General features: G+C 68.3%; 23 protein-coding genes, 1 tRNA gene and 1 pseudogene. 15 read left to right on the top strand and 10 right to left on the bottom strand.

Annotated features, from left to right (window positions below; all coding sequences use genetic code 11):
• Nucleotide 1: 1 nt before the first annotated feature.
• A complete protein-coding gene (locus tag SNE35_RS29110) occupies nt 2-895 on the top strand; it encodes an SDR family oxidoreductase (protein WP_320426562.1) in 894 nt (297 codons plus the stop codon).
• On the opposite strand, the gene SNE35_RS29105 is transcribed toward SNE35_RS29110, so the two are convergent.
• From SNE35_RS29105 to SNE35_RS29090, 4 genes are all read right to left on the bottom strand, one after another.
• Nucleotides 896-2,683 (bottom strand): methyl-accepting chemotaxis protein, encoded by a 1,788-nt coding sequence (locus SNE35_RS29105; protein ID WP_320426561.1) that lies wholly within the window; start codon nt 2,681-2,683, stop codon nt 896-898.
• A gap of 123 nt (nt 2,684-2,806) precedes the next feature.
• On the bottom strand, nt 2,807-3,256 hold the full coding sequence (locus tag SNE35_RS29100) for a lactoylglutathione lyase (protein ID WP_320426560.1): 450 nt from the start codon (nt 3,254-3,256) through the stop codon (nt 2,807-2,809).
• 63 nt (nt 3,257-3,319) lie between these two features.
• The gene (locus SNE35_RS29095) at nt 3,320-4,459 is read right to left on the bottom strand and encodes a porin (protein WP_320426559.1); all 1,140 of its coding nucleotides are present in this window, start codon (nt 4,457-4,459) and stop codon (nt 3,320-3,322) included.
• A 167-nt stretch (nt 4,460-4,626) separates the two neighbouring features.
• On the bottom strand, nt 4,627-5,628 hold the full coding sequence (locus tag SNE35_RS29090; RefSeq protein ID WP_320426558.1) for a LysR substrate-binding domain-containing protein: 1,002 nt from the start codon (nt 5,626-5,628) through the stop codon (nt 4,627-4,629).
• Between the two features lie 120 nt (nt 5,629-5,748).
• Between SNE35_RS29090 and SNE35_RS29085 the strand changes: the two genes are divergently transcribed.
• The 9 genes and pseudogenes from SNE35_RS29085 (at nt 5,749) to SNE35_RS29045 (ending at nt 15,297) form a co-directional block, all read left to right on the top strand.
• Nucleotides 5,749-6,705, top strand: a complete 957-nt coding sequence (locus SNE35_RS29085; RefSeq protein ID WP_320426557.1) for an ABC transporter substrate-binding protein — start codon at nt 5,749-5,751, stop codon at nt 6,703-6,705.
• A 16-nt stretch (nt 6,706-6,721) separates the two neighbouring features.
• Nucleotides 6,722-7,747 (top strand): amidohydrolase family protein, encoded by a 1,026-nt coding sequence (locus SNE35_RS29080; protein WP_320426556.1) that lies wholly within the window; start codon nt 6,722-6,724, stop codon nt 7,745-7,747.
• 3 nt (nt 7,748-7,750) lie between these two features.
• Entirely contained in the window at nt 7,751-8,596 is an 846-nt protein-coding gene (locus SNE35_RS29075) for an amidohydrolase family protein (RefSeq protein ID WP_320426555.1), read from the top strand.
• Between the two features lie 25 nt (nt 8,597-8,621).
• Nucleotides 8,622-9,500, top strand: a complete 879-nt coding sequence (locus SNE35_RS29070; protein WP_320426554.1) for an HpcH/HpaI aldolase family protein — start codon at nt 8,622-8,624, stop codon at nt 9,498-9,500.
• A 14-nt stretch (nt 9,501-9,514) separates the two neighbouring features.
• Nucleotides 9,515-11,065, top strand: a complete 1,551-nt coding sequence (locus SNE35_RS29065) for an acetolactate synthase large subunit (protein WP_320426553.1) — start codon at nt 9,515-9,517, stop codon at nt 11,063-11,065.
• Nucleotides 11,066-11,085: 20 nt separating this feature from the next.
• Nucleotides 11,086-11,964 (top strand): substrate-binding domain-containing protein, encoded by an 879-nt coding sequence (locus tag SNE35_RS29060; protein WP_320426552.1) that lies wholly within the window; start codon nt 11,086-11,088, stop codon nt 11,962-11,964.
• 46 nt (nt 11,965-12,010) lie between these two features.
• Nucleotides 12,011-13,336 (top strand): MFS transporter, encoded by a 1,326-nt coding sequence (locus SNE35_RS29055; RefSeq protein ID WP_320426551.1) that lies wholly within the window; start codon nt 12,011-12,013, stop codon nt 13,334-13,336.
• Between the two features lie 32 nt (nt 13,337-13,368).
• Nucleotides 13,369-14,292: a ketopantoate reductase family protein gene (locus SNE35_RS29050; protein ID WP_320426550.1), complete on the top strand. Its 924-nt coding sequence runs from the start codon at nt 13,369-13,371 to the stop codon at nt 14,290-14,292.
• 22 nt (nt 14,293-14,314) lie between these two features.
• Nucleotides 14,315-15,297: pseudogene (locus tag SNE35_RS29045) on the top strand (2-dehydropantoate 2-reductase).
• Here the strand turns inward: SNE35_RS29045 and SNE35_RS29040 are convergent.
• A complete protein-coding gene (locus SNE35_RS29040; protein WP_320426549.1) occupies nt 15,290-15,430 on the bottom strand; it encodes a hypothetical protein in 141 nt (46 codons plus the stop codon). The pseudogene SNE35_RS29045 and the gene SNE35_RS29040 sit on opposite strands and share 8 nt — an antisense overlap.
• Before the next feature lie 86 nt (nt 15,431-15,516).
• Nucleotides 15,517-15,960, bottom strand: a complete 444-nt coding sequence (locus SNE35_RS29035) for an Lrp/AsnC family transcriptional regulator (protein ID WP_320426548.1) — start codon at nt 15,958-15,960, stop codon at nt 15,517-15,519.
• Between the two features lie 154 nt (nt 15,961-16,114).
• On the opposite strand from SNE35_RS29035, the gene SNE35_RS29030 reads away from it, so the two are divergent.
• The 5 genes from SNE35_RS29030 to SNE35_RS29010 all read left to right on the top strand — a co-directional run bounded on the left by SNE35_RS29030 (nt 16,115) and on the right by SNE35_RS29010 (nt 20,510).
• Nucleotides 16,115-17,209 (top strand): saccharopine dehydrogenase family protein, encoded by a 1,095-nt coding sequence (locus SNE35_RS29030; protein WP_320426547.1) that lies wholly within the window; start codon nt 16,115-16,117, stop codon nt 17,207-17,209.
• A gap of 21 nt (nt 17,210-17,230) precedes the next feature.
• Nucleotides 17,231-18,742, top strand: coding sequence for an L-piperidine-6-carboxylate dehydrogenase (amaB, locus tag SNE35_RS29025; RefSeq protein WP_320426546.1), 1,512 nt, complete (start codon nt 17,231-17,233; stop codon nt 18,740-18,742).
• Nucleotides 18,743-18,749: 7 nt separating this feature from the next.
• Nucleotides 18,750-19,757 carry a DUF1338 domain-containing protein gene (locus SNE35_RS29020; RefSeq protein ID WP_320426545.1) on the top strand — a complete coding sequence of 336 codons (1,008 nt, stop codon included), beginning with the start codon at nt 18,750-18,752 and terminating at the stop codon, nt 19,755-19,757.
• Between the two features lie 85 nt (nt 19,758-19,842).
• Nucleotides 19,843-19,927, top strand: a tRNA-Leu gene (locus tag SNE35_RS29015).
• A gap of 226 nt (nt 19,928-20,153) precedes the next feature.
• Nucleotides 20,154-20,510, top strand: a complete 357-nt coding sequence (locus SNE35_RS29010; RefSeq protein WP_320426544.1) for an HU family DNA-binding protein — start codon at nt 20,154-20,156, stop codon at nt 20,508-20,510.
• Between the two features lie 62 nt (nt 20,511-20,572).
• Here SNE35_RS29010 and SNE35_RS29005 read toward each other — a convergent pair whose 3' ends face one another.
• From SNE35_RS29005 to SNE35_RS28990, 4 genes are all read right to left on the bottom strand, one after another.
• Nucleotides 20,573-21,493 (bottom strand): aspartyl/asparaginyl beta-hydroxylase domain-containing protein, encoded by a 921-nt coding sequence (locus SNE35_RS29005; RefSeq protein ID WP_320426543.1) that lies wholly within the window; start codon nt 21,491-21,493, stop codon nt 20,573-20,575.
• Nucleotides 21,494-21,522: 29 nt separating this feature from the next.
• Nucleotides 21,523-22,458 carry an LpxL/LpxP family acyltransferase gene (locus tag SNE35_RS29000; RefSeq protein ID WP_320426542.1) on the bottom strand — a complete coding sequence of 312 codons (936 nt, stop codon included), beginning with the start codon at nt 22,456-22,458 and terminating at the stop codon, nt 21,523-21,525.
• 86 nt (nt 22,459-22,544) lie between these two features.
• Nucleotides 22,545-22,838, bottom strand: a complete 294-nt coding sequence (locus SNE35_RS28995; protein ID WP_320426541.1) for an antibiotic biosynthesis monooxygenase family protein — start codon at nt 22,836-22,838, stop codon at nt 22,545-22,547.
• Nucleotides 22,839-22,885: 47 nt separating this feature from the next.
• Nucleotides 22,886-23,965, bottom strand: coding sequence for an alpha/beta hydrolase (locus tag SNE35_RS28990; RefSeq protein ID WP_320426540.1), 1,080 nt, complete (start codon nt 23,963-23,965; stop codon nt 22,886-22,888).
• Nucleotides 23,966-24,057 lie beyond the last annotated feature (92 nt).

The raw sequence follows: 24,057 nt of genomic DNA, 5'->3' as shown, positions 1-24,057 counted from the left end.
CATGCGAATTCTCGTCACAGGCGCTTCCGGCTGGATCGGCTCGGCCAGCGTCAAGGAACTCATCTCCGCCGGACACGAGGTGCTCGGCCTCGCTCGCAGCGACGACTCGGCCGCCCGCATCCGCGCACTGGGCGCCCAGGTCGTCCGCGGCAGCCTGGACGACCCCGCCAGCCTGCGCGCCGCCGCAGCCCAGGCCGACGGCGTGGTTCACCTGGGCTACAACCACGACTTCTCGCAGATGGCCGCAGCCGCCCAGACCGACCGCGCGGCGATCGAGGCTTTCGCCGACGTGCTGCAGGGCACCGGCGGCCCGCTGCTGATCGCTTCTGGCACCCTGGGGCTGGCACCGGGACGCGTGGGCACGGAAGCGGACATGCCGAGCGCCGGTGTGCACCCGCGCATCGCCAACGCGGCGTACACGCTGGGTCTGGCCGAGCGCGGCATCCGGTCGATGGTCGTGCGCTTCGCGCCGACGGTGCACGGGGCGGGCGGCGATCACGGCTTCGTCGCGGTGCTCGCGCGCGTCGCGCGCGAGAAGGGCGTGTCCGGCTACATCGGCGAGGGGCGTAACCGCTGGCCGGCGGTGAACCGGCTCGATGCCGGCCGGCTGGTGCAGCTGGCCATCGATCGCGCGCCGCCAGCCAGCGTGCTGCACGCGGTCGCCGAGGAAGGCATCGCCACGCAGGACATCGCCCAGGCGCTGGGCGAATTCATGTCACTGCCGGTGGAGTCGATTCCGGCCGAGCGCGCCCAGGCCCACTTCGACTGGCTGGGCATGTTCTTCGGAGCCGATGCGCCGGCCTCCAGCGCGCACACGCGTGCGCTGCTGGGCTGGGAGCCCGTGCACGAGACCTTGCTAGCGGACATTACCGCGGGGCACTACCCGGGCCAGTGATCAGAAGGTTTCCCAGTCGCCCTCGGCCGCCGGTGCCGGGGTGACCGGCTCGGGCTTGCGCGGCGCGGCGACCGCTGCAGGCTTGCGCGGTGCCGGGCTCGCCGCCTTCACGACGGGCTTGCTCGCCGTAGCGAGAGGCTTCCGGACAGGCTTCAAGGGCAGCGGCGCTGCGGTGACTGCTGCCCGTGGCGCTGCGGCTGCAGACCCATCGACCTTGAACACCGACACCACCTGCGCCAGCCGCGCCGACTGCTCGCGCAGCGAGGAAGCGGCCGCGGCGGATTCCTCCACCAGCGCGGCGTTCTGCTGGGTCATCTGGTCCAGCTGAGTCACGGCGATGTTGACCTGGCCGATGCCGTCGCGCTGCTCGGTGGCGGCGGAGGCGATCTCGCCGATCATGTCGGTGACGCGGCGCACGCTGGTGACGATCTCCTCCATCACCGTGCCGGTCTGAGCGACCAAGCCGGCGCCGGATTCGACGCGCTCCACCGAGGCGCCGATCAGGCTCTTGATCTCCTTGGCCGCTTCGGCCGAGCGCTGGGCCAGCGAGCGCACCTCGGAGGCCACGACCGCGAAGCCGCGGCCCTGCTCGCCGGCGCGTGCCGCTTCCACGGCCGCGTTCAGCGCGAGGATGTTGGTCTGGAATGCGATGCCGTCGATGGTGCCGATGATGTCGCCGATCTTGCGCGAGCTGGCGGTGATCTCATCCATGTTCGTCACCACCTGCGCCACCACCGCGCCGCCGCGCGTGGCGGCCTCGGCGGCCGAGGCGGCGAGCTGGTTGGCCTGGCGGGCCACGTCGGCGGAATTGCTGACGGTGCCGGTCAGCTCTTCCATCGAGCTGGCGGTCTGCTGCAGGCTGGACGCGGTCTGCTCGGTACGGGCGCTCAGGTCCTGGTTGCCGGTGGCGATCTCGGCCGAGGCGGTGGAGACCGACTCGACGCCGTGGCGCACCTCGCCGACGACGCTGCGCAGCTGGCGCGTCATGCGGTCCAGCGCGGCCAGCAACTGGCCGAACTCGTCGCCGCGGTCGACGGCGACGTTGGCCGTCAGGTCGCCATCGGCGATGCGGCCGGCGACCTCGATCGCGCGGCTCAGCGGCTGCTGGATCGACCGGATCAGCCAGACGGCGCCGATCACCAGCGCCACGATCACGAACGCGATGAAGAACAGGGCGATCTGGATCGTGCCCTTGCGGCGCTCCGCGACCTGGGCATCGCTGTCCTTCTTGGCATCGGCCTGGGCCTGCACGAAATCATCCATCGCGGCCACGTAGGCGGATACCGCCGGGTTGAAGCGCTGGTTCATCTCGTCGCGCACGCCGGCCGCATCGCCGGCAGCCTTCAACTCCTTCAGCTTGGCCGTCGAGGCCAGCACGAGCTTGCGCCGCTCGCCGATGGTCTCGAACAGCGCCTTGTCCTTGTCGCTGAGGCCCGTGTCCTTCAGCTGCTTCTGCAGGCCGTTGATCTGCTCGATGGTGCTGGTGATCTGGTCCTTGAAGGTGCTCTCGACGATGGGGTCGGTGCTGATCGACGAGGCCTGCACCTTGACCACCGTCGCGGCGCTGAGGGCGGCCCAGCGCTGCGCCAACGACTGCTTCCGCGTGAGGGTCTCGGTGGCGGCATCGGCATCGGCCTGCACACTGCGCGTGCGCACGGCCGAGAAGGCCAGCAGGCCCACCAGCGTGACGATGACGATGCCCAGCGCCAGCCACAGCCGGCCGGCCACGCCCAGGCGGGTGCTCGGAATGGAGGGGGAAGAAGAGGAGGGCGAAAACGTGCTGCTCATCTGGTGACCCTGCGCTTGAATGGAGAGTTATGCCGCAGCGCGGGACGATAGCGGAGAAGCCCCGAAATGGGCGGGGTGCGCCGGCCCGCGGGCGCGGCGCAATGCACGTTCAAGCCTCTTTTGTCACCAACTGCCGATATTGGGCATCGAGGTCCAGGGCTCGGCCGGGGCGAGCGCCGGGCCGTCCTGCAGCAGCTCCACCGAGATCAGGTCCGGCGAGCGCACGAAGGCCATGCGGCCGTCGCGCGGCGGGCGCTGGATCGTCACGCCATGGTCTATCAGGCGTTGGCAGGCGGCGTAGATGTCGGGCACGGCGAAGGCCAGGTGGCCGAAGTTGCGGCCACCCGTGTAGGCCTCGGTCTTGCCGTCGGCATCGGGCCAGTTGTAGGTCAGCTCCACCTGGGGCTGGAAGGGGCCGTCCTCGTTGCCGGGGGCGGCCAGGAAGATCAGGCTGAAGCGGCCGGCCTCGTGGTCGGTGCGCCGCACCACCTTCATGCCGAGCGCGTCGCAGAAGAACTTCAGCGAGGCGTCGATGTCGGTGATGCGGATCATCGTGTGCAGGTAGGTCAGCATATTGTTGTCGGCGCAGGAGTTGTCGAGGCCGACACTAGACCACGATTTCGCTTCGCCTGCGCGTCAGAACGCGTGCCGGAAGCCGGTGATCAGCGAGAGCTGCGAGCCGCCCGGCAGCGGCGCGACGGCCGGCGCGTTGGTGGTGGCGCCGACGGCCAGCGCGCCGCCGTTGTTGATGTAGTCGGCCGTGATGTAGAGCGCCGTGCGCTTGGACAGCGCGTACTGCCCGCGCAGGCCCAGCACGTCGGCCTTGTCGGCCGAGTCCTTGTAGTTCAGCTCGGCCAGCATCAGGTCGATGGAGAAGGCGGTCGTGACCGGGATCGTGCTCATGATCCAGGCGAGGTCGCTCTTTGGCGTGGCGAGGCCGTCGTTCTGGCGGCGGATCCAGCCGACCGACACCTTGGTGCCGCCGAAGAATAGGTAGCCGCCGAGGATCGTGCGGGTGTCGTGCAGGTCCGGCGAGGTCAGGCCGCCGTAGGTGGCGGAGGTGCCGCCGTTCTGGCGCTCGTAGGCGCTGCTGACGCCCCACTTGTCGCCGTCGTACTTCAGCAGCAGCGACCATTCGCGGCACTGGCTCGCCTCGGTGGCCTCGCCAGGGCAGTTGGTGGCGACCTTGCTGTTGCCGGCCAGGCCGTCGCGGCCGAAGCTGTAGTTCGCGCCGGTCTCGAAGCCGCCGCCGAACTTCACGCGGTAGCTGATCGCGTTGTCGGCGCGCGGGTTGGAGACGCCTTCGTCCAAGGTCGGCAGGCCCTGCGCGCCGGTGCCGAACATATTGATCGGCGACATCGCGAAGGCCTTCATCGTGTACTGCCGGCCCAGGTTCAGCAGGCCGAAGCTGCCTTCCAGGCCGACATAGGCCTGGCGGCCCCAGGCGCGCGGGCCCTGGCTCTGCGTGCCGAGGTCGGGCGAGTAGCCCTGCTCCAGGTTGAAGATCGCCCGCAGGCCACCGCCCAGGTCCTCGCGGCCGCGGAAGCCGAGGTAGGAGGTGGCCGTGCCCGAGCCGATGCGCGTGGCGTTGCCGGTGGTGGTCTTGCTCGTCGCGGTGTCGTGGATGTACTCGACGCCCTGATCGATGAAGCCGTAGATGGTCACGGAACTGCTGCCGCCGGTGTTGGACGAGGCGCCGTCGCCCTCATCGCCGGCATGGACCTGTGCGGAAAATGCGGCAGCCGCCAGGGCTGCCAGTGAAACGACCAGCTTCATCGATTTGTCTCCGTGATTGCGCCGTGCAGCGCGCAGCGGAGACCTCATGCATCAAGGCATCGTCGGCCCATGTCTCCGCTTGTTGTTTGATTTGAGGGCGGGCCGATGGTGCCGAGCAGGCTGCGCAGCGTCCATTGAGAAAAGACGGCGCCGGCTTGAGGAAACGGTTAAGTCGAGGCCTGGGCCTTGCCGCGAGGGCGCCGCGGCGAGGGCTCCGATGGCAGGCTGTTCTTCAGCTGCGAGGCCGTCTCGACCAGGCAATCCAGCAGCCGCTGCGCGCTCGGCGTCAGCCCGCGGTTGCGGTTCCACAGCACGCCGGTCGGGCGTGCCAGGCGGGGCAGGGCCAGCGGCAGCACATGCAGCGGCTGGGCCGGGTCGTTGGCCAGCGTGCCGGCCATCACGGCGATGAAGTCCGACACCTGCAGCTGCGTGCGTGCCACGTGCACCGACAGGGTCTCGATGTAGTTGTTGCTGAGCGGCACGTCGTGCGCCTCCAGCACGCGCTCCAGCGGGTCGCGCAGCAGCGAGCCCGGCGGCGGCAGGATCCACGGGTAGTCGCGCAGGTCGGCCCACTTGACGGTCCTGCGGTGCGCCAGCGGGTGGTGGACGCCGGTCATCAAGGTCACCGGCTCGTCCAGCAGCTCGCGTTCCTCGAAGCTGCCGAGCGCGTCGGGCGGCGGCATCCGGCCGACGACGAGATCCAGGTGGCCCTGCCACAGCTCGGGCAGCAGCGAGGCAGTGGTGCCTTCGACCACGGTCACGTTGGTACCCGGCGATTGGCTCTTCAGCAGCGCCAGCGCCTGCGGCAGCAGTACCGAGGCGGTGGCCGGCAGCATGCCCACGTGCACCTTGCCCTCGGTGCCCGAGCTCAGCGCCTTCAGTTCGTCGCGGGCCTGGTGCAGCACGCTCAGCATCGTGCGCGCATGGCGGATCAGGCATTCGCCGTAGGGCGTCGGCAGCAGGCCCTGCGAGGTGCGGGAGAAGAGCGAGAGGCCGATGCCGCGTTCCAGCTCGGCGAGCGACTTGGACACGGCCGGCACGGTGACGTGGGTCACCTCGGCCACCTGCGACAGGTTGCGATACGCGTCGATCGTCACCAGCAGGCGCAGGTGGCGCGCCTTCAGGTTGATCTGCAGATACCAATCCAGGCCCGACACGTCGCTTCCCAACTGCCCCAGTTAACCGTTTCTTCAAGTGCAGCGCAATTTTACTCAATCGACCCGGCGACCCCGGCTCGGCAAGATGCCTGCATCTCGAATCGACAAACCAAGAAGCACAGGAGACACGCAGTGGCCAACGTCCACCTGAAGATCGCCATCGCCGATCACCCGCAGACCGAGGGCATCAAATCCGGCGAGATCCCGCTGCCCGGCATCGATGCCGAGTTCATCACGGTGAAGCCCCAGATCGGCGCCTTCCGCCGCATGGTGCGGGACCACGAGTTCGACGTCTGCGAACTCGCTCCCACCACCTACATCATCGCCCGCGCCTACGGCGCCCCCTTCGTCGCGCTGCCGATCTTCGTCGTGCGTCGCTTCCACCACGGCGGCCTGCTGGTGCGCCCGGATGCCAACATCCGCGTCCCCAAGGATCTCGAAGGCAAGAAGGTGGGCGTGCGCGCCTACTCGGTGACCACCGGCGTGTGGACCCGCCAGGTGCTGATCGACGAATACGGCCTGGACAACGACAAGGTCACCTGGGTCGTCGACGACGAAGAACACGTCACCCAGCTGAAGCTCCCCGCCAACGTCATCCAGGCCACCCGGCCGCTGGCCGACATGATGGCCGACGGCGAACTGGTGGCCGGCTTCGACGCCGCCGCCGGCATCGGCCGCACCGGCAACCCCACCGGCGGCTGGAAGGAAGTCGAGGCCAACTATCCCGACCTCTTCCCCAACGCGACCGAGATCGAAGCGGCCTACTACGCCCGTACCGGCATCTACCCGATGCACGGCACCATCGTCGTCAAGGACAGCGTGCTGGCCCAGCACCCCGAAGTCGCCAGGACCCTCTACGACGCCTTCGCCGAAGCCAAGCGCCGCTGGCTGGAGAAGCTGCCCACGTCCACAAACGCCGGCGACAAAAAGTACCAGGCCCTCACGAAGATCGTCGGCCCCGACCCGCTGCCCTACGGCATCGAGGAGAACCGCAAGACCATCGAGGCGCTGGAGCAGACCGCCTTCAAGCAAGGCCTCACCCCCCGCCGCATGTCGATGAACGAGCTCTTCGTCGACCCCCGCGTTTGATTCCGGACCCCGCATCATGATCATCGACTGCCACGGTCACTTCACGACCGTCCCCGCCTCCTTCCGCGACTGGCGCGCCGCCCAGGTGGCCGCCGCCAACGATCCGGCCAACGCTCCCGACCGCAAGGGTGCCTGGGTCTCCGACGACGAGATCCGTGAAGGCGTCGGCAACGGCCAGCTGCGCCTGCAGCAGGAGCGCGGCGGCGACCTCACGCTGTTCTCGCCCATCGCCGGCCTGATGAGCCACCACCTCGGCAACGAGCGCACCAGCCTCGAATGGGCCGAGATCAGCAACGACCTCGTGCGCCGCGTCTGCGACATGTACCCGGACAACTTCGTCCCCGTGGGCATGCTGCCGCAGAGCCCGCTGGCGCCGCCGAAGAACTCGGTGCCGGAACTCAAGCGCATCGTCAACGAGATGGGCTTCGTCGGTGTCAACCTGAACCCCGATCCCAGCGGCGGCCACTGGAGCGGCCTGCCGATGACGGACAAGAGCTGGTACCCGATCTACGAGGCGCTGTGCGAGCTGGACGTGCCGGCCATGATCCACGTCGCCGCCTCCTGCAACGCCTGCCACCACGGCACCGGCGCCCACTACCTGAACGCCGACACCTCCGTCTTCATGCAGCTGCTGCAGGGCGATGTGTTCAAGGACTTCCCGCAGTTGCGCCTGGTGATCCCGCACGGCGGCGGCGCCGTGCCCTACCACTGGGGCCGCTACCGCGGCATGTCGCTGGAGATGATGAAGCGGCCGCTGGAAGGACTGCTGGACAACGTCTTCTTCGACACCTGCGTCTACCACCACCCCGGCGTGGAGCTGCTGACCAAGGTGATCCCGGTGAAGAACGTGCTGTTCGGCTCCGAAATGATCGGCGCGGTGCGCGGCAAGGACCCGGTCACCAACCACTACTTCGACGACACCAAGCGCTACGTCGACCAGTGCGAGGCGCTCTCCGCCGAAGACAAGCACGCGATCTTCGAAGGCAATGCGCGGCGCGTGTATCCGCGCCTGGACCAGCATCTGAAGAGCAAGGGCCTGTAAGCCATGCAGTACATCGACATCCACCCGCACATCATCTCGGACGACGAGAAGAAGTACCCGCCGGCGCCGCTGTTCGGCAAGCGCTCGGACTGGTCGCAGGAGCGGCCCAGCACCGTGGAATCGCTAATCGCGGCGATGGACGCTGCCGGCGTGGCCAAGGCCGCCGTCGTCCACTCGTCCACCACCTACGGCTTCGACAACAGCTATGTCGTCGACGGCTGCAATGCCTACAAAGACCGGCTCGTCGCCGTCGGCTCGGTGGACATGCTGGCCGACGACGTGCCCCAGGTCATCAAGCGCTGGGCCGATGCAGGCCTGGCCGGGCTGCGCATCTTCACCGGCGGCTCCACCAAGGACTTCGACCCCAGCGAACTGGACAACCCCAAGAGCTTCCGGGCCTGGGAGATGTGCGCCGAGCTGGGCCTGCCGATGTGCATCCAGACCGGCCCGATCGGCCTGCCGCAGGTGCGCATGCTGGCCGAGAAGTTCCCCAACGTGAACATCATCCTGGATCACCTGGGCCGCCCGGACGTGCTCGACGGCCCGCCGTACGCCAACGCGCAGAGCCTGTTCGACATGGCCGACCTGCCCAACCTGTTCATGAAGCTGACGCCGCGGATCTTCGGCGACGTCAAGAAGGAGAAGGCCAGCGCCCAGACCTTCTTCCCGAAGGTCGTCGAGGCCTTCGGCGCGAACCGCCTGGCCTGGGGCTCGAACTTCCCGACCTCGCCCGGGACCCTGGCCGAGATCCTGGCTACCGCGCAGGCGGGGCTCAGCTCGCTCAGCGTCCAGGACCGTGAGTGGATCTTCGGCAAGACGGCGCTGAGCCTCTATCCGGCCCTGGCCTGAACAACGAAACAACGAGACAAGCACCATGAGCAACACCCGCCTCAACAGCATCATCAAGGCCTTCGAGTCCGGCAAGCCGGCCCACATGGCCTTCGCCAAGCTGGACAAGCAGACCGCCATCGAGATGAGCGACGCGCCGTATGACGGCATCGTCTACGAGATGGAGCACAACCCCTACGACGTGTCCGCGCTGGGCGATGCGCTGCAGTACATGCTCAACCGCAAGCAGATCGCGGAGAGCGGCTCCGTCGCGCCCAAGGTGACGCCGATCGCCCGAATTCCCGCCAACGGCGTGGAGATGAACCAGAGCTTCGCCAAGCAGGTGCTGGACCGCGGCTGCTACGGCGTGATCTGGCCGCATGTGGCCACCGTCGAGCAGGCCTACAACGCCGTCGCCTCCTGCCGCTACGCGCGGCCCAAGAACGCCCCGCTGTACGAGCCCAAGGGCGTGCGCGGCGACGGCCCGGCCAATGCCTCGCGCTACTGGGGCCTCAGCATGGCCGACTACTACCGCAAGGCCGACGTGTGGCCGCTGGTGCCGGAAGGCGAGATCCTGGTGGGCCTGATGTGCGAAAGCACCCAGGCGATCGAGAACCTGGACGACATCCTGGCCAACGTGCCCGGCGTCGGCTTCATCCTGATCGGCGAGGGCGACCTGAGCCAGGAACTGGGCTTCCCGCGCCAGTACGAACATCCCGAGGTGCAGGATGCGATGCGCCGCATCGTCGAGACCTGCAAGAAGCACAAGGTCTGCGTCGGCAACCCGCACACCACGGCCAAGAACTTCCGCTCGCTGGTCGAGCAGGGCTACGGCCTGCTGATGTCCGCCCCGCAGAAGACCTATGGCGTCGTCAGCCTGGCGCGCGACATCGGCACGCCGGCCGCGCCCGCAACGCCGTACTGATGATGAGCGGCACCATGAACGGCGCTGAGTCGCTGGTCGCGACCCTGGTCGACCAGGGCGTGGACATCTGCTTCGCCAACCCCGGCACTTCCGAGATGCACTTCCTCGCGGCGCTGGGCTCCAACCCGAAGATGCGCCCGGTGCTGTGCCTGTTCGAAGGCATCGCCACCGGCGCGGCCGACGGCTGGTGGCGGATGAAGGACCAGCCTGCGTCCACCTTGCTGCACCTGGGCCCGGGCCTGGCCAACGGCCTGGCCAACATCCACAACGCCAAGCGCGCCAGCTCCGGCATGGTCAACGTCGTTGGCGAGCACTCCGTCTCCCACCTCAAGTACGACCCGCCGCTGACCTCCGACATCGAAGGCCTCGCCCGTCCGCTGAGCCACTGGGTGCGCCGCGCCGACTCGGCCGATGCCATCGCCTGGGACACGGCGCAGGCCGTCGCCAAGGCCAGCGAACACCCCGGCCAGATCGCCACCCTGATCCTGCCCGGCGACACCTCCTGGCAGCAGGTCACGGGCACGCGCGTGCTGCCGGCGAACCCGCAGCCGCGTCGTAAGGTCCCCAGCGCCGAGCGCATCGAGCATGTCGCCCGCATCCTCAAGTCCGGCGAACCCGCGCTGATCATCCTGGCCAACAAGGCCACCCGCGGCAAGGCGCTCGAACACGCCGGCCGCGTCGCCGCGGCCACCGGCGCGCGGCTGGGCTCGCAGTTCTTCACCGCCCGCATCGAGCGCGGGGCAGGGCGGGTGCCGATCGAGCGCATCCCCTACGCGGTGCCGCAGGCGCAGGCCTTCCTGAAAGGCTTCAAGCACATCGTCACCGTCGAGACCCGCGAGCCGGTCGCCTTCTTCGCCTACCCGGACAAGCCCAGCCTGCTGAAGGCCGAGGGCACGGCGGTGCATCCGCTGGTCGAGGCCGACGAGGACAGCGAACTCGCCTTCGAGATGCTGCTGGAGGCGCTCGGCGCACGGAACGTCGCGCCCAGACTGCAGCCCCGCATCGAGACCCCGGTGCCCAGCGGCGCGCTGAACCCGCTGTCCATCGCCCACGCGCTGGCCGCCGGCATCCCCGAGAACGCCATCGTCGTCGACGAGTCGCTGACCACGGGCCGCGAATCGATGGGCCTGACGATGGGCGCGTTGCCGCACGACCTGATCAACAACATGGGCGGCAGCATCGGCTACGCCACGCCCGTGGCCACCGGCGCGGCGCTGGCCTGCCCGGACCGCCGCGTCGTCTGCATGGTGGGCGACGGCTCGGCGATGTACACGATCCAGTCGCTGTGGACCCAGGCGCGTGAGAACCTGAACATCACGACGATCATCTTCGCCAACAACAGCTACGCGATCCTGAAGGCCGAGTACGCCAATATGGGTGCGGGCACGCCCAGCGAGCGGGCGCTGTCGATGATCGACATCGACAAGCCGCGCATCGACTGGCTGGCCATGGCCCGCAGTATGGGCGTGCCGGCCATCGCCGTCGAAGACGCGCAGAGCTTCCACAAGGCCCTCACCGACGCGAACCGCGAGCCGGGCCCCCGCCTGATCGAAGTCAGGCTCTGATTCCATTGGAGACAAATCACATGGCGCCCACCCTGCGCACGAACCTGGCCGACTACGCCGTCACCAAGGCGATGAAGGACGGCCGCGTCCGCTCCGACCTCGTCACGCTCGACTACTGCGGCCCCACGCCCGCGCACAACGGCTTCAAGGCCATGGTGCGCGAGAACCAGTTCGACGCCGGCGAACTGGCCATCGTCACCTTTCTGCAGGCCAAGGCCTACGGCAAGCCCTACGTGCTGCTGCCCGCGCCGATCTCCGGCCGCTTCCAGCACCACTGCGCGGGCTTCAACGTCGACTTCGGCGAGCTGGCGCCCAAGGACATCGAAGGCAGGAAGGTCGGCGTGCGCACCTACACGCAGACCACGGCGCTGTGGATCCGCGGCATCCTGCGTCACGAGTACGGCGTGGACCTGGACAAGGTCACCTGGATGACCCTGGGCGACGGTCACCTGGCCGAGTACAAGGATCCGGCGAACTGCCAGCGCCTGCCGGCCGGATCGAACATCCCCGAGATGATGCTCAAGGGCGAGCTCGCCGCCGCGCTGCTGGGCGAGGACATGCCCAAGGACCCGCGCGTGCGCACCCTGGTGCCGGACGCGATGAACGCGGCCAAGGACTGGTTCGCGCGCGAGAACGTCGTGCCGATCAACCACATGTTCGTCGTCCACCAGGACGTGTCGAAGAATCATCCGGAGGCCGTGCGCGAGATCTACCGCATGATCAAGGAGAGCCGCGAGCAGGCCGAGGGCGGCGCGCCCAAGGTCTTCCCGCCGCTGGGGCTGGAAGCGAACCGCAAGGGCATCCAGCTTGCCATCGACTGGGCGCTGGACCAGAAGATCATCCCGCGGCGCCTCAGCGTCGATGAGCTGTTCGACGACATAACGGGTAACCTCGGCTGACCGGGTCTCGCGAACAGAACAATAAATACAAGCAGGAGACAAATAGATGAACACGCAGCAGGAAAAGACGGGACGGCCCGAAAACCGATGGGGCATCCTCGTGTTGCTCGCGCTGGGCCTGATGATTTCCTTCGTCGACCGCACCAGCCTCTCGTCGGCATTGGCGGACCACCACTTCGTCACCGAGTTCTCGCTGAGCAATATCGAGCGGGGCTGGCTCGGCTCGGCGATGTTCTGGTCCTACGGCCTGCTGCAGCTGCCGATGGGCTGGCTGGTGGACCGCTACGGCGTCAAGTGGCCCTACGCGGTCTGCTTCCTGCTGTGGTGCCTGGCGGCCGCAGCCACCGGCCTGATGACGACCTTCTACGGCCTGATCCTGATGCGGCTGCTGATCGGCGTGGCCGAGGCCGTGGTGGTGCCGGCCACCTACCGCTATCTCGCCAACAACTTCGACGAGACCCGCAAGGGCACGGCGCTGGGCATCTACTCCATCGGCGGCAAGATGGGCCCGGCGCTGGGCGCGCCGGTGGCGGCCTGGCTGATCTCGGTCAGCTCCTGGAGCATGATGTTCATCGTCACCGGCCTGGCGGGCCTGCTGTGGCTGGCGCCCTGGCTGCGGATGCTGAGGAACGACTTCCCGGACCGGCAGGAACTGGCCCAGCGCCGCAAGCGCGCGGCCACCGTGCCGCTGCGCAACCTGCTGATCAGCCCGGTCGTCTGGGGCGGCATGGTCAACAACTTCTGCTACAGCTACTTCACCTTCTTCTGCATGACCTGGATGCCGGCCTACCTGGTCGAGCAGCGCGGGCTCTCGCTGCAGGACTCGGGCCTCTACACCTTCTTCAGCTTCGTGGGCATCGCCGCCGTGGCGGCCTGGGCCGGCTGGATGGCGGACCGCCTGATCGCCCGCGGCCGCGACGCCGTGAAGGTGCGCAAGTCCTTCATCGTGGCCGGCTTCCTCGGCGGCACCACGGTGCTGCTGGGCGTCCATGCGGACACGGTGCAGACGGCGCTGTTCTGGAACATCGTCTCGCTCTCGCTGCTGGGCCTGGTGACGGCCAACAACCTCGCGCTGGTCAAGCTGACCTTGATCCCGAAACCGGCCGTGGGCCTGAACACGGGCCTGCAGCAGGTGGCGACCAGCCTGGCCGGCGGCGTGTCCGCGAGCCTCTCGGGCTGGCTGCTGCACCTGGGTCATGGCAGCTACACGCTGCCGATGCTGGCGATCTTCCTGTTCCTGCTGCTGGGGGCGGCCAGTGCCGCCTTCCTGATGCGGTGGGAGTGGGCGCCGAAGGTCAGCGAAGAAGCCAGCGCAGAGGCCGGCGAAATCGAATCCCCCGTCGCCGCGGAGTTGCATTTGCAGCAGCGCTGACGTGGTGACCGGCGGGCTGATACGCTGAACGGATGATGCGTATCCTCGTCGTCGGCGCTGGCGCCACGGGCGGCTACTACGGTGGCCGCATGTTCCAACAGGATCGTGACGTGAGCTTTCTCGTCCGCCCCGCACGCGCCGCGAAGCTCCGCGCGGAGGGCCTTCAGATCCGCAGCCCGCACGGCGATGCGACCCTGCACCCGCCGCTGCTGACGGCCGGCGAACTGGCCGGTCGCACCTTCGACCTGGTCCTGCTGAGCGTGAAGTCCTATGCGCTCGACGCGGCGATCGAGGATTTCGCGCCGGCCGTCGGCCCGCAAACGCGGATCCTGCCGGTGCTCAACGGCATGCGACACATCGACACGCTCAGCGCCCGCTTCGGCGCGGACGCCGTGCTGGGCGGCGTCAGCCTCATCGCCGCCACGCTCGACGAGGCGGGGCGCATCGTGCAGATGAGTCCGCTGCACAAGCTGGCCTACGGCCTGCGGCGCGGCACGGCGGCCGGTGACTTCGACCTCGCCGCGCTGGATGCCGCGCTGCAGGGCGCCGGCTTCGAAGCCCGGCGGGCCGAGGACATCGACCAGGAGCTGTGGGAGAAGTGGGTTTTCCTCGCCTCGCTGGGCGGCATCTGCTGCCTGCTGCGCGCCACTATCGGCGAGATCGAGGCGGTGCCGCACGGCGCGGCGCTGGCCCTGCGCCTGTTGCACGAAAGCGCGGCGGTGGCCACGGCGGCCGGCTTCGCGCCGCGCGCCGAGGTGCTGGACAACGCGGCCGCCTTCCTCACGCAGCCGGGATCGTCATCGGCCTCCAGCATGTACCGCGACCTGCAGGCCGGCGCGCCGCTGGAATCGGACACCATCCTGGGCGACCTGGTCGCGCGGGCACGGCAGTCCGGCATCGACGTGCCGCTGCTCGAATCGGCCTGGCTGCAGCTGACGATCCACGGCCGTCGCTGAGGCCTGTGCGAGACTGATGGTCATGAAGATCTGCATCGTGGGGGCCGGCGCCATCGGCGGCTGGCTGGGCGCGCAACTCGGTCACCGGCTCGGCGGCGAAGTGAGGCTCAGCGCGCTGGCACGCGGCCTCACGCTGGAGGCGGTGCGCGAGCACGGCCTGCGCATGGACATCGCCGACCAGCGGCTCGTGGTGCCGGTGCATGCCAGCAGCGATCCGCATGACCTGGGTCCGCAGGACCTGATCGTCGTCGCGGTCAAGGGGCCGCACTGCGCTCGGTGGCGCCCGCCGTCAAGGCGATGCTGGGGCCGCAGACGCACGTGCTGGTGGCGATGAACGGCGTGCCCTGGTGGTTCTTCGACGGGCTGGACGGCGAGGCCCGGGGCCTGAAGCTGGAGTCCGTGGACCCGGGCGGCGCGATCGGCGAACTGATCCCGACCGAGCGGGTGATCGGCTGCGTCGTGCATGCGAGCTGCGCGACGCCGGAGCCGGGCTTGGTGCGGCACGTGATGGGCAACGGCCTGATCGTCGGCGCCCCGGCGGGCGGCCGGCCCGCTCATGTCGAAGAACTGGTGGCGCTGCTGGGCCGGGCCGGGTTCAATGCGACGCTCACCGAGCGGATCCAGCGCGACATCTGGTTCAAGCTGTGGGGGAACATGACGACGAATCCGATCTCCGCGCTGACCGGCGCGACGACGGATCGCATCATGGCCGACGAGCTGCTCGTGCGCTTCACCACCTCGATCATGCGCGAGGCGGCGGTGATCGGCGAGCGCATCGGCTGCAAGGTCGATCAGCAGCCGGAAGACCGCCACGCGATCACGCGCGGGCTCGGCGAGTTCAAGACCTCGATGCTGCAGGACGCCGAGGCGGGCCGGCCGCTGGAAATCGATGCGTTGCTCGGCGCGGTGCGCGAGGTGGCTCAACACCTGCGCATGGACACGCCCTTCCTCGATGCGCTGCTGGGCATGGCGCGCCTGATGGCGCGCACCCGCGGGCTTAGTTGATCAGGCGATTCAGGCTCCAGAACAGCGCCGGGAACGCCACGCCCCAGCTGAGCGCTACCAGCGCGAGGACCTTCATCGCCGTCACCATGCCGCGATGCGTGCGGCGCGTGATCATGACTTTGCCGTTGCTCATCTTGTGCTCCTCGTGACCCGAACCCCCCGGGTGACGTAGATGTAACGCGCAAGCCCCGTGCCAGGGAAGGGCCGGATCCCCCGCAATCAGGCGTTTCTGTCGACGCGCAGCGCGAGAACGACCGAACTTGTGGTTTTGATCACACCCTCGATGTCGCCGATCTCGTCGAGCAGCGCATCGAGCCGCATCGTCGATTCAGCGCGCAGCACCGCCATGTAGTCGAACTCGCCGCTCACCGAGGCGAGCTGCCGCAGCTCGGGGAAGCCGCCCAGCCGACGCACGACCTCGCGGCCTGCCTTCGGCTGCACGGTGATGCCGACGAATGCCTGGACGCCGCGATCGGCCGCGTCGCTGCCCAGGCGGGCCGTGTAGCCCACGATCGTGCCCGAGGCCTCCAGCCGCGCCAGCCGCGCCACCACGGTGGTGCGGGCGATGCCCAGTTTGCGGGCGAGATCTGCCGTGCTGGCGCGGGCGTTGGCCTGCAGCAGGGCGATCAATTGGCGGTCGGTCGGGTCGCTGGCAGCGCTCATCGGGTGAAACCCTTGAAATGGACGGTTTGGATTATTGATCGGTCATATCGTCCGAATCGTCTTATTTTTCGTCGAACTCTCGCTTTCTTTCGTCAGTCCTAATTTCTAGACTCGACGGCATCCAAGTCGTTGTTCTCTCTGAAGGATCTAAGAAATGAAAGTCGCTCTGCTCGGCGCCGGCCACATCGGCCAGACCATCGCCCGCCTGCTGCACGCCACCGGCGACTACGAAGTCACCGTGATCGACAAGAACGCCGGCGCGCTGGCCAAGCTGACGGCCGAGGGCATCGGTGCCGCGCATGTCGACACCGAGGACACGAAGGCTCTTGCCGCCGCGCTGCGCGGCAAGGACACCGTGGTCAACGCGCTGCCCTACCACCTGGCCATCACCGCCGCTCACCTGGCCCTGGAAGCCGGCTGCCACTACTTCGACCTCACCGAAGACGTGGCCGCGACCAAGGAGATCAAGCGCATCGCCGAAGGCGCCAAGACCGCCTTCATGCCGCAGTGCGGCCTGGCGCCGGGCTTCATCGGCATCGTCGCTCACCATCTGGCCAAGAGCTTCGACACCCTGCACGACGTGAAGATGCGCGTCGGCGCGCTGCCCGCCTTCCCGACCAATGCGCTGAAGTACAACCTGACCTGGAGCGTCGACGGCCTGATCAACGAGTACTGCCACCCCTGCGAGGCGATCCACGACGGCCGCGCGATCGAGGCGCTGCCGCTGGAAGGCCTGGAGCATTTCTCGCTGGACGGCACCGAGTACGAGGCCTTCAACACCTCCGGTGGCCTGGGCACGCTGTGCGAGACCTGGGACGGCAAGGTGCGCAACCTCGACTACAAGACGGTGCGCTACCCCGGCCACCGCGAGCTGATGCAGTTCCTGCTGGAAGACCTGCAGCTCAAGAGCGACCAGGAGAAGCTCAAGGACATCATGCGCAAGAGCATGCCGGCGACGATGCAGGACGTGGTCCTCGTCTTCGTCACCGTGTCGGGCATGAAGAACGGCTCGCTGCTGCAGGAAGTGTTCGCGCGCAAGATCTTCGCCGAGCGCGACGGTGCGAACCCGCTGTCGGCCATCCAGATCACCACGGCCGCCGGCATCTGCGCCGCTGTGGACCTGTTCCGCGAGGGCAAGCTGCCGCAGAAGGGCTTCGTGCGCCAGGAGGAAGTCCAGCTGCCCGAGTTCCTCGCCAACCGTTTCGGCAAGGCTTACCAGCAGTCGCGCCAGGTCGAGAGCATCGGCTGAAGCTGAAGGGACAATACGAAGATGAATGCACAAGAAGTCCTGAACGCCCTCGGCGTTCCCGCGGCTGCCGTCACTGGCGGCAGTCTGAAAGTCCGCTCGCCGATCGACGGCGCACCGCTCGGCGCGGTCCACGAGGCCACGCCGGCGCAAATGAGCGAAGCCGTCGCCCGCGCTCATGACGCCTTCCTGCAATGGCGCACGGTGCCCGCGCCCAAGCGCGGCGAGCTGGTGCGCCTGTTCGGCGAGGAACTGCGCGCCAACAAGGCCGCGCTGGCCCGCCTGGTCTCGCTGGAAGCCGGCAAGGTGAGCAGCGAAGGCGAGGGCGAGGTGCAGGAGATGATCGACATCTGCGACTTTGCCGTCGGCCAGTCGCGCCAGCTGCACGGCCTGACGATCGCGAGCGAGCGTCCCGGCCACCGGATGATGGAGCAGTACCTGCCGCTGGGCGTGGTCGGCATCATCTCGGCCTTCAACTTCCCGGTGGCGGTGTGGGCCTGGAATGCGGCGCTGGCGCTGGTCGCCGGCGACAGCTGCATCTGGAAGCCCAGCGAGAAGACGCCGCTGACGGCACTCGCCACGCAGGCGCTGTTCGAGAAGGCCGTGGCGGCGTTTGTGGCCCAAGGCGGCAAGGCGCCGGCCCATCTGTCGCAGGTGCTGAACGGCCGCGCCGCCGTCGGCGAGGCGATGGTGGACGACCACCGCGTCGCGCTCGTCTCGGCCACCGGTTCGACCCGCATGGGCCGCGCCGTGGGTCCGCGCGTTGCCGCGCGTTTCGGCCGCTGCCTGCTGGAGCTGGGTGGCAACAACGCCATCATCGTCACGCCCAGCGCTGATCTGGACCTGGCCGTGCGCGGCATCCTGTTCGGCGCCTACGGCACGGCCGGCCAGCGCTGCACGACCACGCGCCGCGTGATCGCTCATGCGTCGATCCACGACGAGCTGGTCGCCCGCCTGGACCGCGCCCGCGCACAGCTGAAGATCGGCGATCCGACGGTGGCCGGCCACCTGATCGGCCCGTTGATCGACGCAGCCGCCTTTGACGCGATGCAGCAGGCGCTGGCCGATGCGCGCGTGCAGGGCGGCGAGGTCAGCGGCGGCGGCCGCGCACTGGCCGAGCAGTACCCGGACGCCTGGTACGCCGTGCCGGCGCTAGTGCGCATGCCGGCGCAGACCGAGGTGGTCAAGCGCGAGACTTTTGCGCCCGTCCTCTACACGCTGAAGTACGAGACGCTGGAGCAGGCCATCGCGCTGCAGAACGATGTGCCGCAGGGCCTGTCCTCGGCCATCTTCACGAACGACGTGCGCGAGGCCGAGGCCTTCATGAGCGCGAGCGGTTCGGACTGCGGCATCGCTAACGTCAACATCGGCACTTCCGGCGCCGAGATCGGCGGCGCCTTCGGCGGCGAGAAGGAAACCGGCGGTGGCCGCGAATCCGGCTCCGATGCCTGGAAGGCCTACATGCGCCGCACGACCAACACGGTCAACTACTCGCGCGAGCTGCCGCTGGCGCAGGGCGTCAAATTCGACATCTGAGTTCCTGATGGATATTGCAACGACAGGCCTTCATCGCCTGCTGGTGGCCTCGCTCGGCGAATCGGCCACCCTCGAAACCTTCGCCCAGCTGCACGTCGCGCCCTCGCTGCTGCAGCCGATCAGTGACACCGTCAGCCGCGCCGAGCTGGCGCAGGCGCTGAACATGCTGCTGTTCCGCGACCTGCTGCTGCGCGTGCCCGATGCGGTCGACTACGTCGGCGAGTGCGTCAAGGACGGCGGACGCATCGTGTTCGACCACGGCGCGCTGCGCACGGTGGCCTGGGCGAGCGGCGCGCTGCCGCCCGGCGAGGCGGCGATCACGCGCGTGCTGCGGCCGCTCGGCTACCGCCATGCCGAGACCTATCCGCTGCCCAAGCTGAAGATGACCGGCCGGTCCTGGCGCCATGCCGACATGCCCGAGGACATCGCGCAGTTCTTCGTCTCCGAGCTGCATCCGGAGCGCTTCTCGGCCGGCTTCCAGGCCACCGTGGGGCGTGTGCTGGAAGGCTCGATCGATCCGCTGGTGCCGGCCGATCTGGCGCTGCTGGAGACGCTGTCGCGCGACAAGACGCTGCCCTGGCATGCGGCGCTGAAGCTGCTGCCCGCGCTGCAGCGCTGCTTCGCGCGCCAGCATCCGCTGTTCACGCAGGACGATTACCAGGCGCTGCTGGCCGAGTCGGCCGAGATGGCCTGGATCGCGACCGAGGGCAATGCCTTCAACCACGCGACCGACCGTGTCGCCGACATCGATGCGGTGGCGCTGTCGCAGCGGGCGCTCGGGCGGCCGATCAAGGACTCGATCGAGACCTCGGCATCCGGCCGCGTGCGCCAGACCGCGTTCCGCGCGGCGCAGGTGCGGCGCGTGTTCCTGCACGAGGGTCAGGTCGTGACCTTGACGGTGCCGGGTTCGTTCTACGAGTTCATCCAGCGCGCTTCGCTGATCGAAGGCGCGCTGGACCTCGGCTTCGACGCGGGCAACGCGACCGGCATCTTCAAGATGACGGCCGCAGCATGACCTCTTGCCTGGGCTGAAAAATCCGTGCTATAGTCCGATCTCTTCGCTGCTGACGCCAAGCCAGTAGCGAAAAAAAATCCTGAAAGCCCAGGTGGCGGAATTGGTAGACGCACTAGTTTCAGGTACTAGCGGGTAACTCCGTGGAGGTTCGAGTCCTCTCCTGGGCACCAAATACGAAGGGCCGTTGCGAAAGCAACGGCCCTTTTCGTTTGCGGCTCGTCGTGCCGCTCGACCTTGGCAATCCGTGCAGTATTGCCGTTATGGGGTCAGGTCTTGCATCACGTTACCGAGTGGGTCTTCACGTTTCCCCCAGTCGTCATCGGCATCGGCTCGATTTCATTGACAATACGACCGCCCGGATCGTCGGGCGTCCAAATTGAGATGAGACCATCCTGAATGAACAAGACCGAACTGATTGAGCACCTGGCCTCCAAGCACGAACTGACCAAGGCCGAAGCGGGCCGCATCCTGGAAACGCTGCTGGATGCCGTCGTCACCACCGTGAAGAAGGGCGGCGCCGTCTCCATCCCCGGCTTTGGCTCCTTCAAGCAGCACTCGCGCGCCGCCCGTACCGGCGTGAACCCCAGCACCGGCGACAAGATCAAGATCGCCGCCGCCAAGCTGCCGAAGTTCACCCCGGGCACCGGCTTCAAGGCCGCCGTCGATCCGAAGGCTGCCGCTCGCAAGGCTGCCAAGGCTGCGCCGGCTCCGAAGGCTGCCGCCAAGCCGGCCAAGAAGGCCGCCAAGAAGTAATCTGCTGCTTCAGCGGATACGCAAGAAAAAGGGCGCCTCGGCGCCCTTTTTCGTTGTCGTCCTCAGGCCAGCAGCCACCAGGCGAGCAGGCCGCCGAACAGCAGCCACTTCAGCACGTAGTACAGCAGGCGGCTGCGCTGCTTCACGCCCTTGGCCCAGAGGCGGAACTGCTGGACGTAGGCGAAGGCCTTGTTGAGCCCGCCGGTCTTGTCGCCCTCGCGGTTCGGTGCGCTGGCCGCGGCGATCAGGTGGCGGCTGATGAAGCGGTTCACCGCGGCGGCGGGGCCCCAGGTCATCGGGCGCTCGATGTCGCAGAACAGGATGATGCGGTTGACGTTCGTGGTGTTCTCGGCCCAGTGCAGGAAGGTCTCGTCGAAGACGACGCCCTGGCCGTCGCGCCAGCTGTAGCGCTGGCCGTCGACGTCGATGTAGCAGCCGTCGTCGTTGGGCGTCACCAGGCCCAGGTGGTAGCGCAGCGAGCCGGCGAAGGGGTCGCGGTGGCGCACCAGGCGGCTGCCCGGTGGCAGCTCGGCGAACATCGCGGCCTTGACGTTCGGGATCTCGCGTAGCAGCGCGGTCGTTACCGGGCACAGCTCGGCGGCGGAGGGGTGGGCCTGGTCGTACCACTTCAGGTAGAAGCGCTTCCAGCCGGTCTTGAAGAAGGAGTTGAAACCGGCGTCGTCGTACTTGTCGGACGCGCGGATCGCGCCCTGCTGCGACATCGCCACGGCCTCCGCGCGGATCGCTTCCCAGTTCGCCTGCAGCTTGTCCAGGCCCGCGAGCTCGGTAACCGGCAGGTAGGGCTTGCGGCTGCTGACCTTGGAGAACAGGTACATGAAGCAGTTGATCGGCGCCATGAAGGTCGAATGATCCGTCAGCTGGCGCCAGAAGCCCAGGCGCTCGCGCCCGCGCAGGTGGACGTAGATGGTGCTGAGCACGAAGATCGCGACGATCGTGAGCTTGATGTAGGGCAGGTTCGTCATCGGTGATGCTGTGTGATGAGCGGTGAGGTTCAGTCAATCGTCGGCGGCAGGATCGAGGGCTCGCCGCCCGCCGAATCGTCGCTTGCGCGCGCCTTGCCTTCATAGAGCGGCGGCCTGCCGGGCGGCCGGGTCTTGAAGCGGCGGTGCAGCCAGAAATACTGCTTGGGCACGGCGAGCACCTGCTGCTCGATGACGGCGTTCATCCGCCGTGCATCGGCACTCAGGTCGCCGCTGGGGAAGTCCGCCAGCGGCGGCTGCAGCACCAGCGTGTAGCGGCCGGCCTCGCGGCGCGGATAGCAGGGAATCACGCGCGCGCGGGTCAGCGCCGCCAGGCGCGGCAGGCCGGTGATCGTGGCGGCGGGCACGCCGAAGAAGTCGGCGAACACGCTGTCGCGTAGCCCGTGGTCCTGGTCGGGCAGGTAGTAGAGCCGGTAGCCCTCGCGCAGCGCGCGCACGCTACTGCGCACGCCCTCCTGGCGCGAGAACACGATGCCGGTGTTCAGCCGCAAGCGCTTGGCGCGGATGAAGGCGTCCAGCCAGGGGTTCTTCTGGCGTGCGTAGATCGTCACCGTGGGCGTCTCCAGCGACAGCCGCAGGCCCACCAGGTCCAGGCCGGTGAAGTGCGGCATCGACAGGATCACCGACGTGTCCGGCGACAGCGAGGTGAGGTGTTCCAGCCCCTCGATGGCGACGAGGCGCCTGAGCCGGGCCGGCGAGGCGAACCAGCAGTAACCGTACTCGAGCACCATCCGCACGATCGCGATGAAGTGCCCGCGCAGGATGGCCTCGCGCTCGGCCTCGCTGCGTGTCGGGAAGCACAGGCGCAGGTTCGTGCGGCCGATCGCGCGGCGGCTGGTCGGCAGGGCATAAAGCAGGGTGCCCAGCATGGAACCCAGTGCGCCGACTGCGCGGAAGGGCAGCCAGCTCACGAGCCACAGGCAGGCAACGGCTAGTTTGGCAAGCATGTTGCGAGCATCGTCGGGAAACCGCAGCCGGGCTGGGAGGGGAAACGCTCGATTTTATCTGCTGGCGCCGGCGCGGTCTTGCGGGTTCAGCCCAGCGTGTTGAAGTGCTCCACGTGCGGCGGCTGGGCGAAGAAGGGCCCGACGATCTCGCGCCACTGCGGGAACAGCGGGCCGCCGCGGAAGTGCACGGTGTGGTCTTCGAGCGTGGCCCATTCGATCATCAGCACATAGCGTTCCGGCGTTTCGATGCCGCTGCGCACGCTGGAGCGCAGATAGCCCGGCGACTTCGAGATGACGGTATTCAGCCCGCGTTGGATCGCCTCTTCGAACGCGGCGTTCTGGCCCGGGTGGATGCGGATGTCGGCAATTTCGAGAATCATGGTCCTATCGCTCAATTCCAGTGGAGGTCAAAAAGGAGTCGCCGATCCTAGCGCTGGTGCGAAGACCACTCTGCCAGCCCCTGCGACCAGGCCGGCGCGCGCTCCCGCAGCCAGCCGCGGGCCTCGCTGCTGCCGCGCAGGTTGGCGTCCCAGAAGGCCAGGGACGCCGCTTCGATGACGACGGCGCTGTCGTCCTCGTTGGCGCGCACCGGCGCGGCGTCGGAGAAGGTCGGTTCGCGCCGGCCCCCGCCGCGGCGGCCGCGCCCGGAGGAGGGCTCATCCAATTCGTCCGGTCCTAGCTCCGGCGCGCCGGCCAGCGCGGTGTGCGAGGCGCGGCCCAGCATCAGCAGGGTGGCTGAGTCCTGCGCCTCGAAGGCGGCGCGGCTGCGCTTCGGCGGATCGGGGTCCAGGCCGGTCGGATCCTGGTCGCGGCGCGAGCTGACGAGCAGCAGCGGCGTGGCGATGCTCTCTGTGCGTTCGGGCAACACCGGCCCCAGCAACAGCAAGGCCTTGGCCTGCGCCTGCAGCGGCGCGGCGAGCGCGGCCTGCGCGCCGAGCTCGTAGGCCGCGATCCCGACATTGCCGAAGTCGACGCGCCGCATCAGCGCATCGCCGGCCGCGGCGCGAGCGCGCGCCTGCTCCAGCACGGCCAGGATGATGCGCAGCCGCGCCTCGGTCTGGGCCGGCTGGCGGCGTTCGCGGGCCAGACCCTTGAAGTCGGCGGCGCGGGCCAGCTCGGACGACCAGGCCAGCTCGTCATCTGGCAGCGGCTGGACGCTGAGCACCGCATAGCCCGCGTGCGCCCAGAGCTGACGCCAGCGCACACCGGCGCGGGCCGATTCGCCCATGCCCGGCAGGTAGACGATCAGCGGCAGCCGCCCTGCGCTGCCCGCCGGCAGGGCCAGGTCCACCGGCAGCGCCTCGCCGGCAATGATCCAGCGCTGCATCGTCACGGTCAGCGCTTGCTCGGGCGCGCGGTAGCCGCTGGCGGTCAATTGCGCCACGCGCGCCTGCGCTTCGCGGTCAGGTGGCGCGCGATGCGGACCGGGGCCGCTGCAGGCGGCCAGCAGCAGGGCGCTGATGAAGACGAGCGTCGCGGAAGGGAGGTGTCGATTCGGCACGTTCATGGCCGGCGCATTGTGCGTCCAACGCTTTGCTGTGCGGTGAATGAACAAATGGCGCGCCCTGCCGTACGATTCGCGCCATCGAAAAACGAGGA

Origin of the sequence: Roseateles agri (genome assembly GCF_034043675.1) — a bacterium.
Classification (GTDB): Bacteria; Pseudomonadota; Gammaproteobacteria; order Burkholderiales; family Burkholderiaceae_C; genus KK5.
This window is presented reverse-complemented; position numbering and strand designations above follow the sequence as displayed.

Excerpts from the sequence above, each read along its gene's own strand:
- SNE35_RS29110 (WP_320426562.1), top strand. The coding sequence starts at position 2 with ATGCGAATTCTCGTCACAGGCGCTTCCGGCTGGATCGGCTCGGCCAGC.
- SNE35_RS29105 (WP_320426561.1), bottom strand. The coding sequence starts at position 2,683 with ATGAGCAGCACGTTTTCGCCCTCCTCTTCTTCCCCCTCCATTCCGAGC.
- SNE35_RS29100 (WP_320426560.1), bottom strand. The coding sequence starts at position 3,256 with ATGCTGACCTACCTGCACACGATGATCCGCATCACCGACATCGACGCC.
- SNE35_RS29095 (WP_320426559.1), bottom strand. The coding sequence starts at position 4,459 with ATGAAGCTGGTCGTTTCACTGGCAGCCCTGGCGGCTGCCGCATTTTCC.
- SNE35_RS29080 (WP_320426556.1), top strand. The coding sequence starts at position 6,722 with ATGATCATCGACTGCCACGGTCACTTCACGACCGTCCCCGCCTCCTTC.
- SNE35_RS29075 (WP_320426555.1), top strand. The coding sequence starts at position 7,751 with ATGCAGTACATCGACATCCACCCGCACATCATCTCGGACGACGAGAAG.
- SNE35_RS29070 (WP_320426554.1), top strand. The coding sequence starts at position 8,622 with ATGAGCAACACCCGCCTCAACAGCATCATCAAGGCCTTCGAGTCCGGC.
- SNE35_RS29065 (WP_320426553.1), top strand. The coding sequence starts at position 9,515 with ATGAACGGCGCTGAGTCGCTGGTCGCGACCCTGGTCGACCAGGGCGTG.
- SNE35_RS29060 (WP_320426552.1), top strand. The coding sequence starts at position 11,086 with ATGGCGCCCACCCTGCGCACGAACCTGGCCGACTACGCCGTCACCAAG.
- SNE35_RS29055 (WP_320426551.1), top strand. The coding sequence starts at position 12,011 with ATGAACACGCAGCAGGAAAAGACGGGACGGCCCGAAAACCGATGGGGC.
- SNE35_RS29050 (WP_320426550.1), top strand. The coding sequence starts at position 13,369 with ATGATGCGTATCCTCGTCGTCGGCGCTGGCGCCACGGGCGGCTACTAC.
- SNE35_RS29040 (WP_320426549.1), bottom strand. The coding sequence starts at position 15,430 with ATGAGCAACGGCAAAGTCATGATCACGCGCCGCACGCATCGCGGCATG.
- SNE35_RS29035 (WP_320426548.1), bottom strand. The coding sequence starts at position 15,960 with ATGAGCGCTGCCAGCGACCCGACCGACCGCCAATTGATCGCCCTGCTG.
- SNE35_RS29030 (WP_320426547.1), top strand. The coding sequence starts at position 16,115 with ATGAAAGTCGCTCTGCTCGGCGCCGGCCACATCGGCCAGACCATCGCC.
- amaB (WP_320426546.1), top strand. The coding sequence starts at position 17,231 with ATGAATGCACAAGAAGTCCTGAACGCCCTCGGCGTTCCCGCGGCTGCC.
- SNE35_RS29020 (WP_320426545.1), top strand. The coding sequence starts at position 18,750 with ATGGATATTGCAACGACAGGCCTTCATCGCCTGCTGGTGGCCTCGCTC.
- SNE35_RS29010 (WP_320426544.1), top strand. The coding sequence starts at position 20,154 with ATGAACAAGACCGAACTGATTGAGCACCTGGCCTCCAAGCACGAACTG.
- SNE35_RS29005 (WP_320426543.1), bottom strand. The coding sequence starts at position 21,493 with ATGACGAACCTGCCCTACATCAAGCTCACGATCGTCGCGATCTTCGTG.
- SNE35_RS29000 (WP_320426542.1), bottom strand. The coding sequence starts at position 22,458 with ATGCTTGCCAAACTAGCCGTTGCCTGCCTGTGGCTCGTGAGCTGGCTG.
- SNE35_RS28995 (WP_320426541.1), bottom strand. The coding sequence starts at position 22,838 with ATGATTCTCGAAATTGCCGACATCCGCATCCACCCGGGCCAGAACGCC.
- SNE35_RS28990 (WP_320426540.1), bottom strand. The coding sequence starts at position 23,965 with ATGAACGTGCCGAATCGACACCTCCCTTCCGCGACGCTCGTCTTCATC.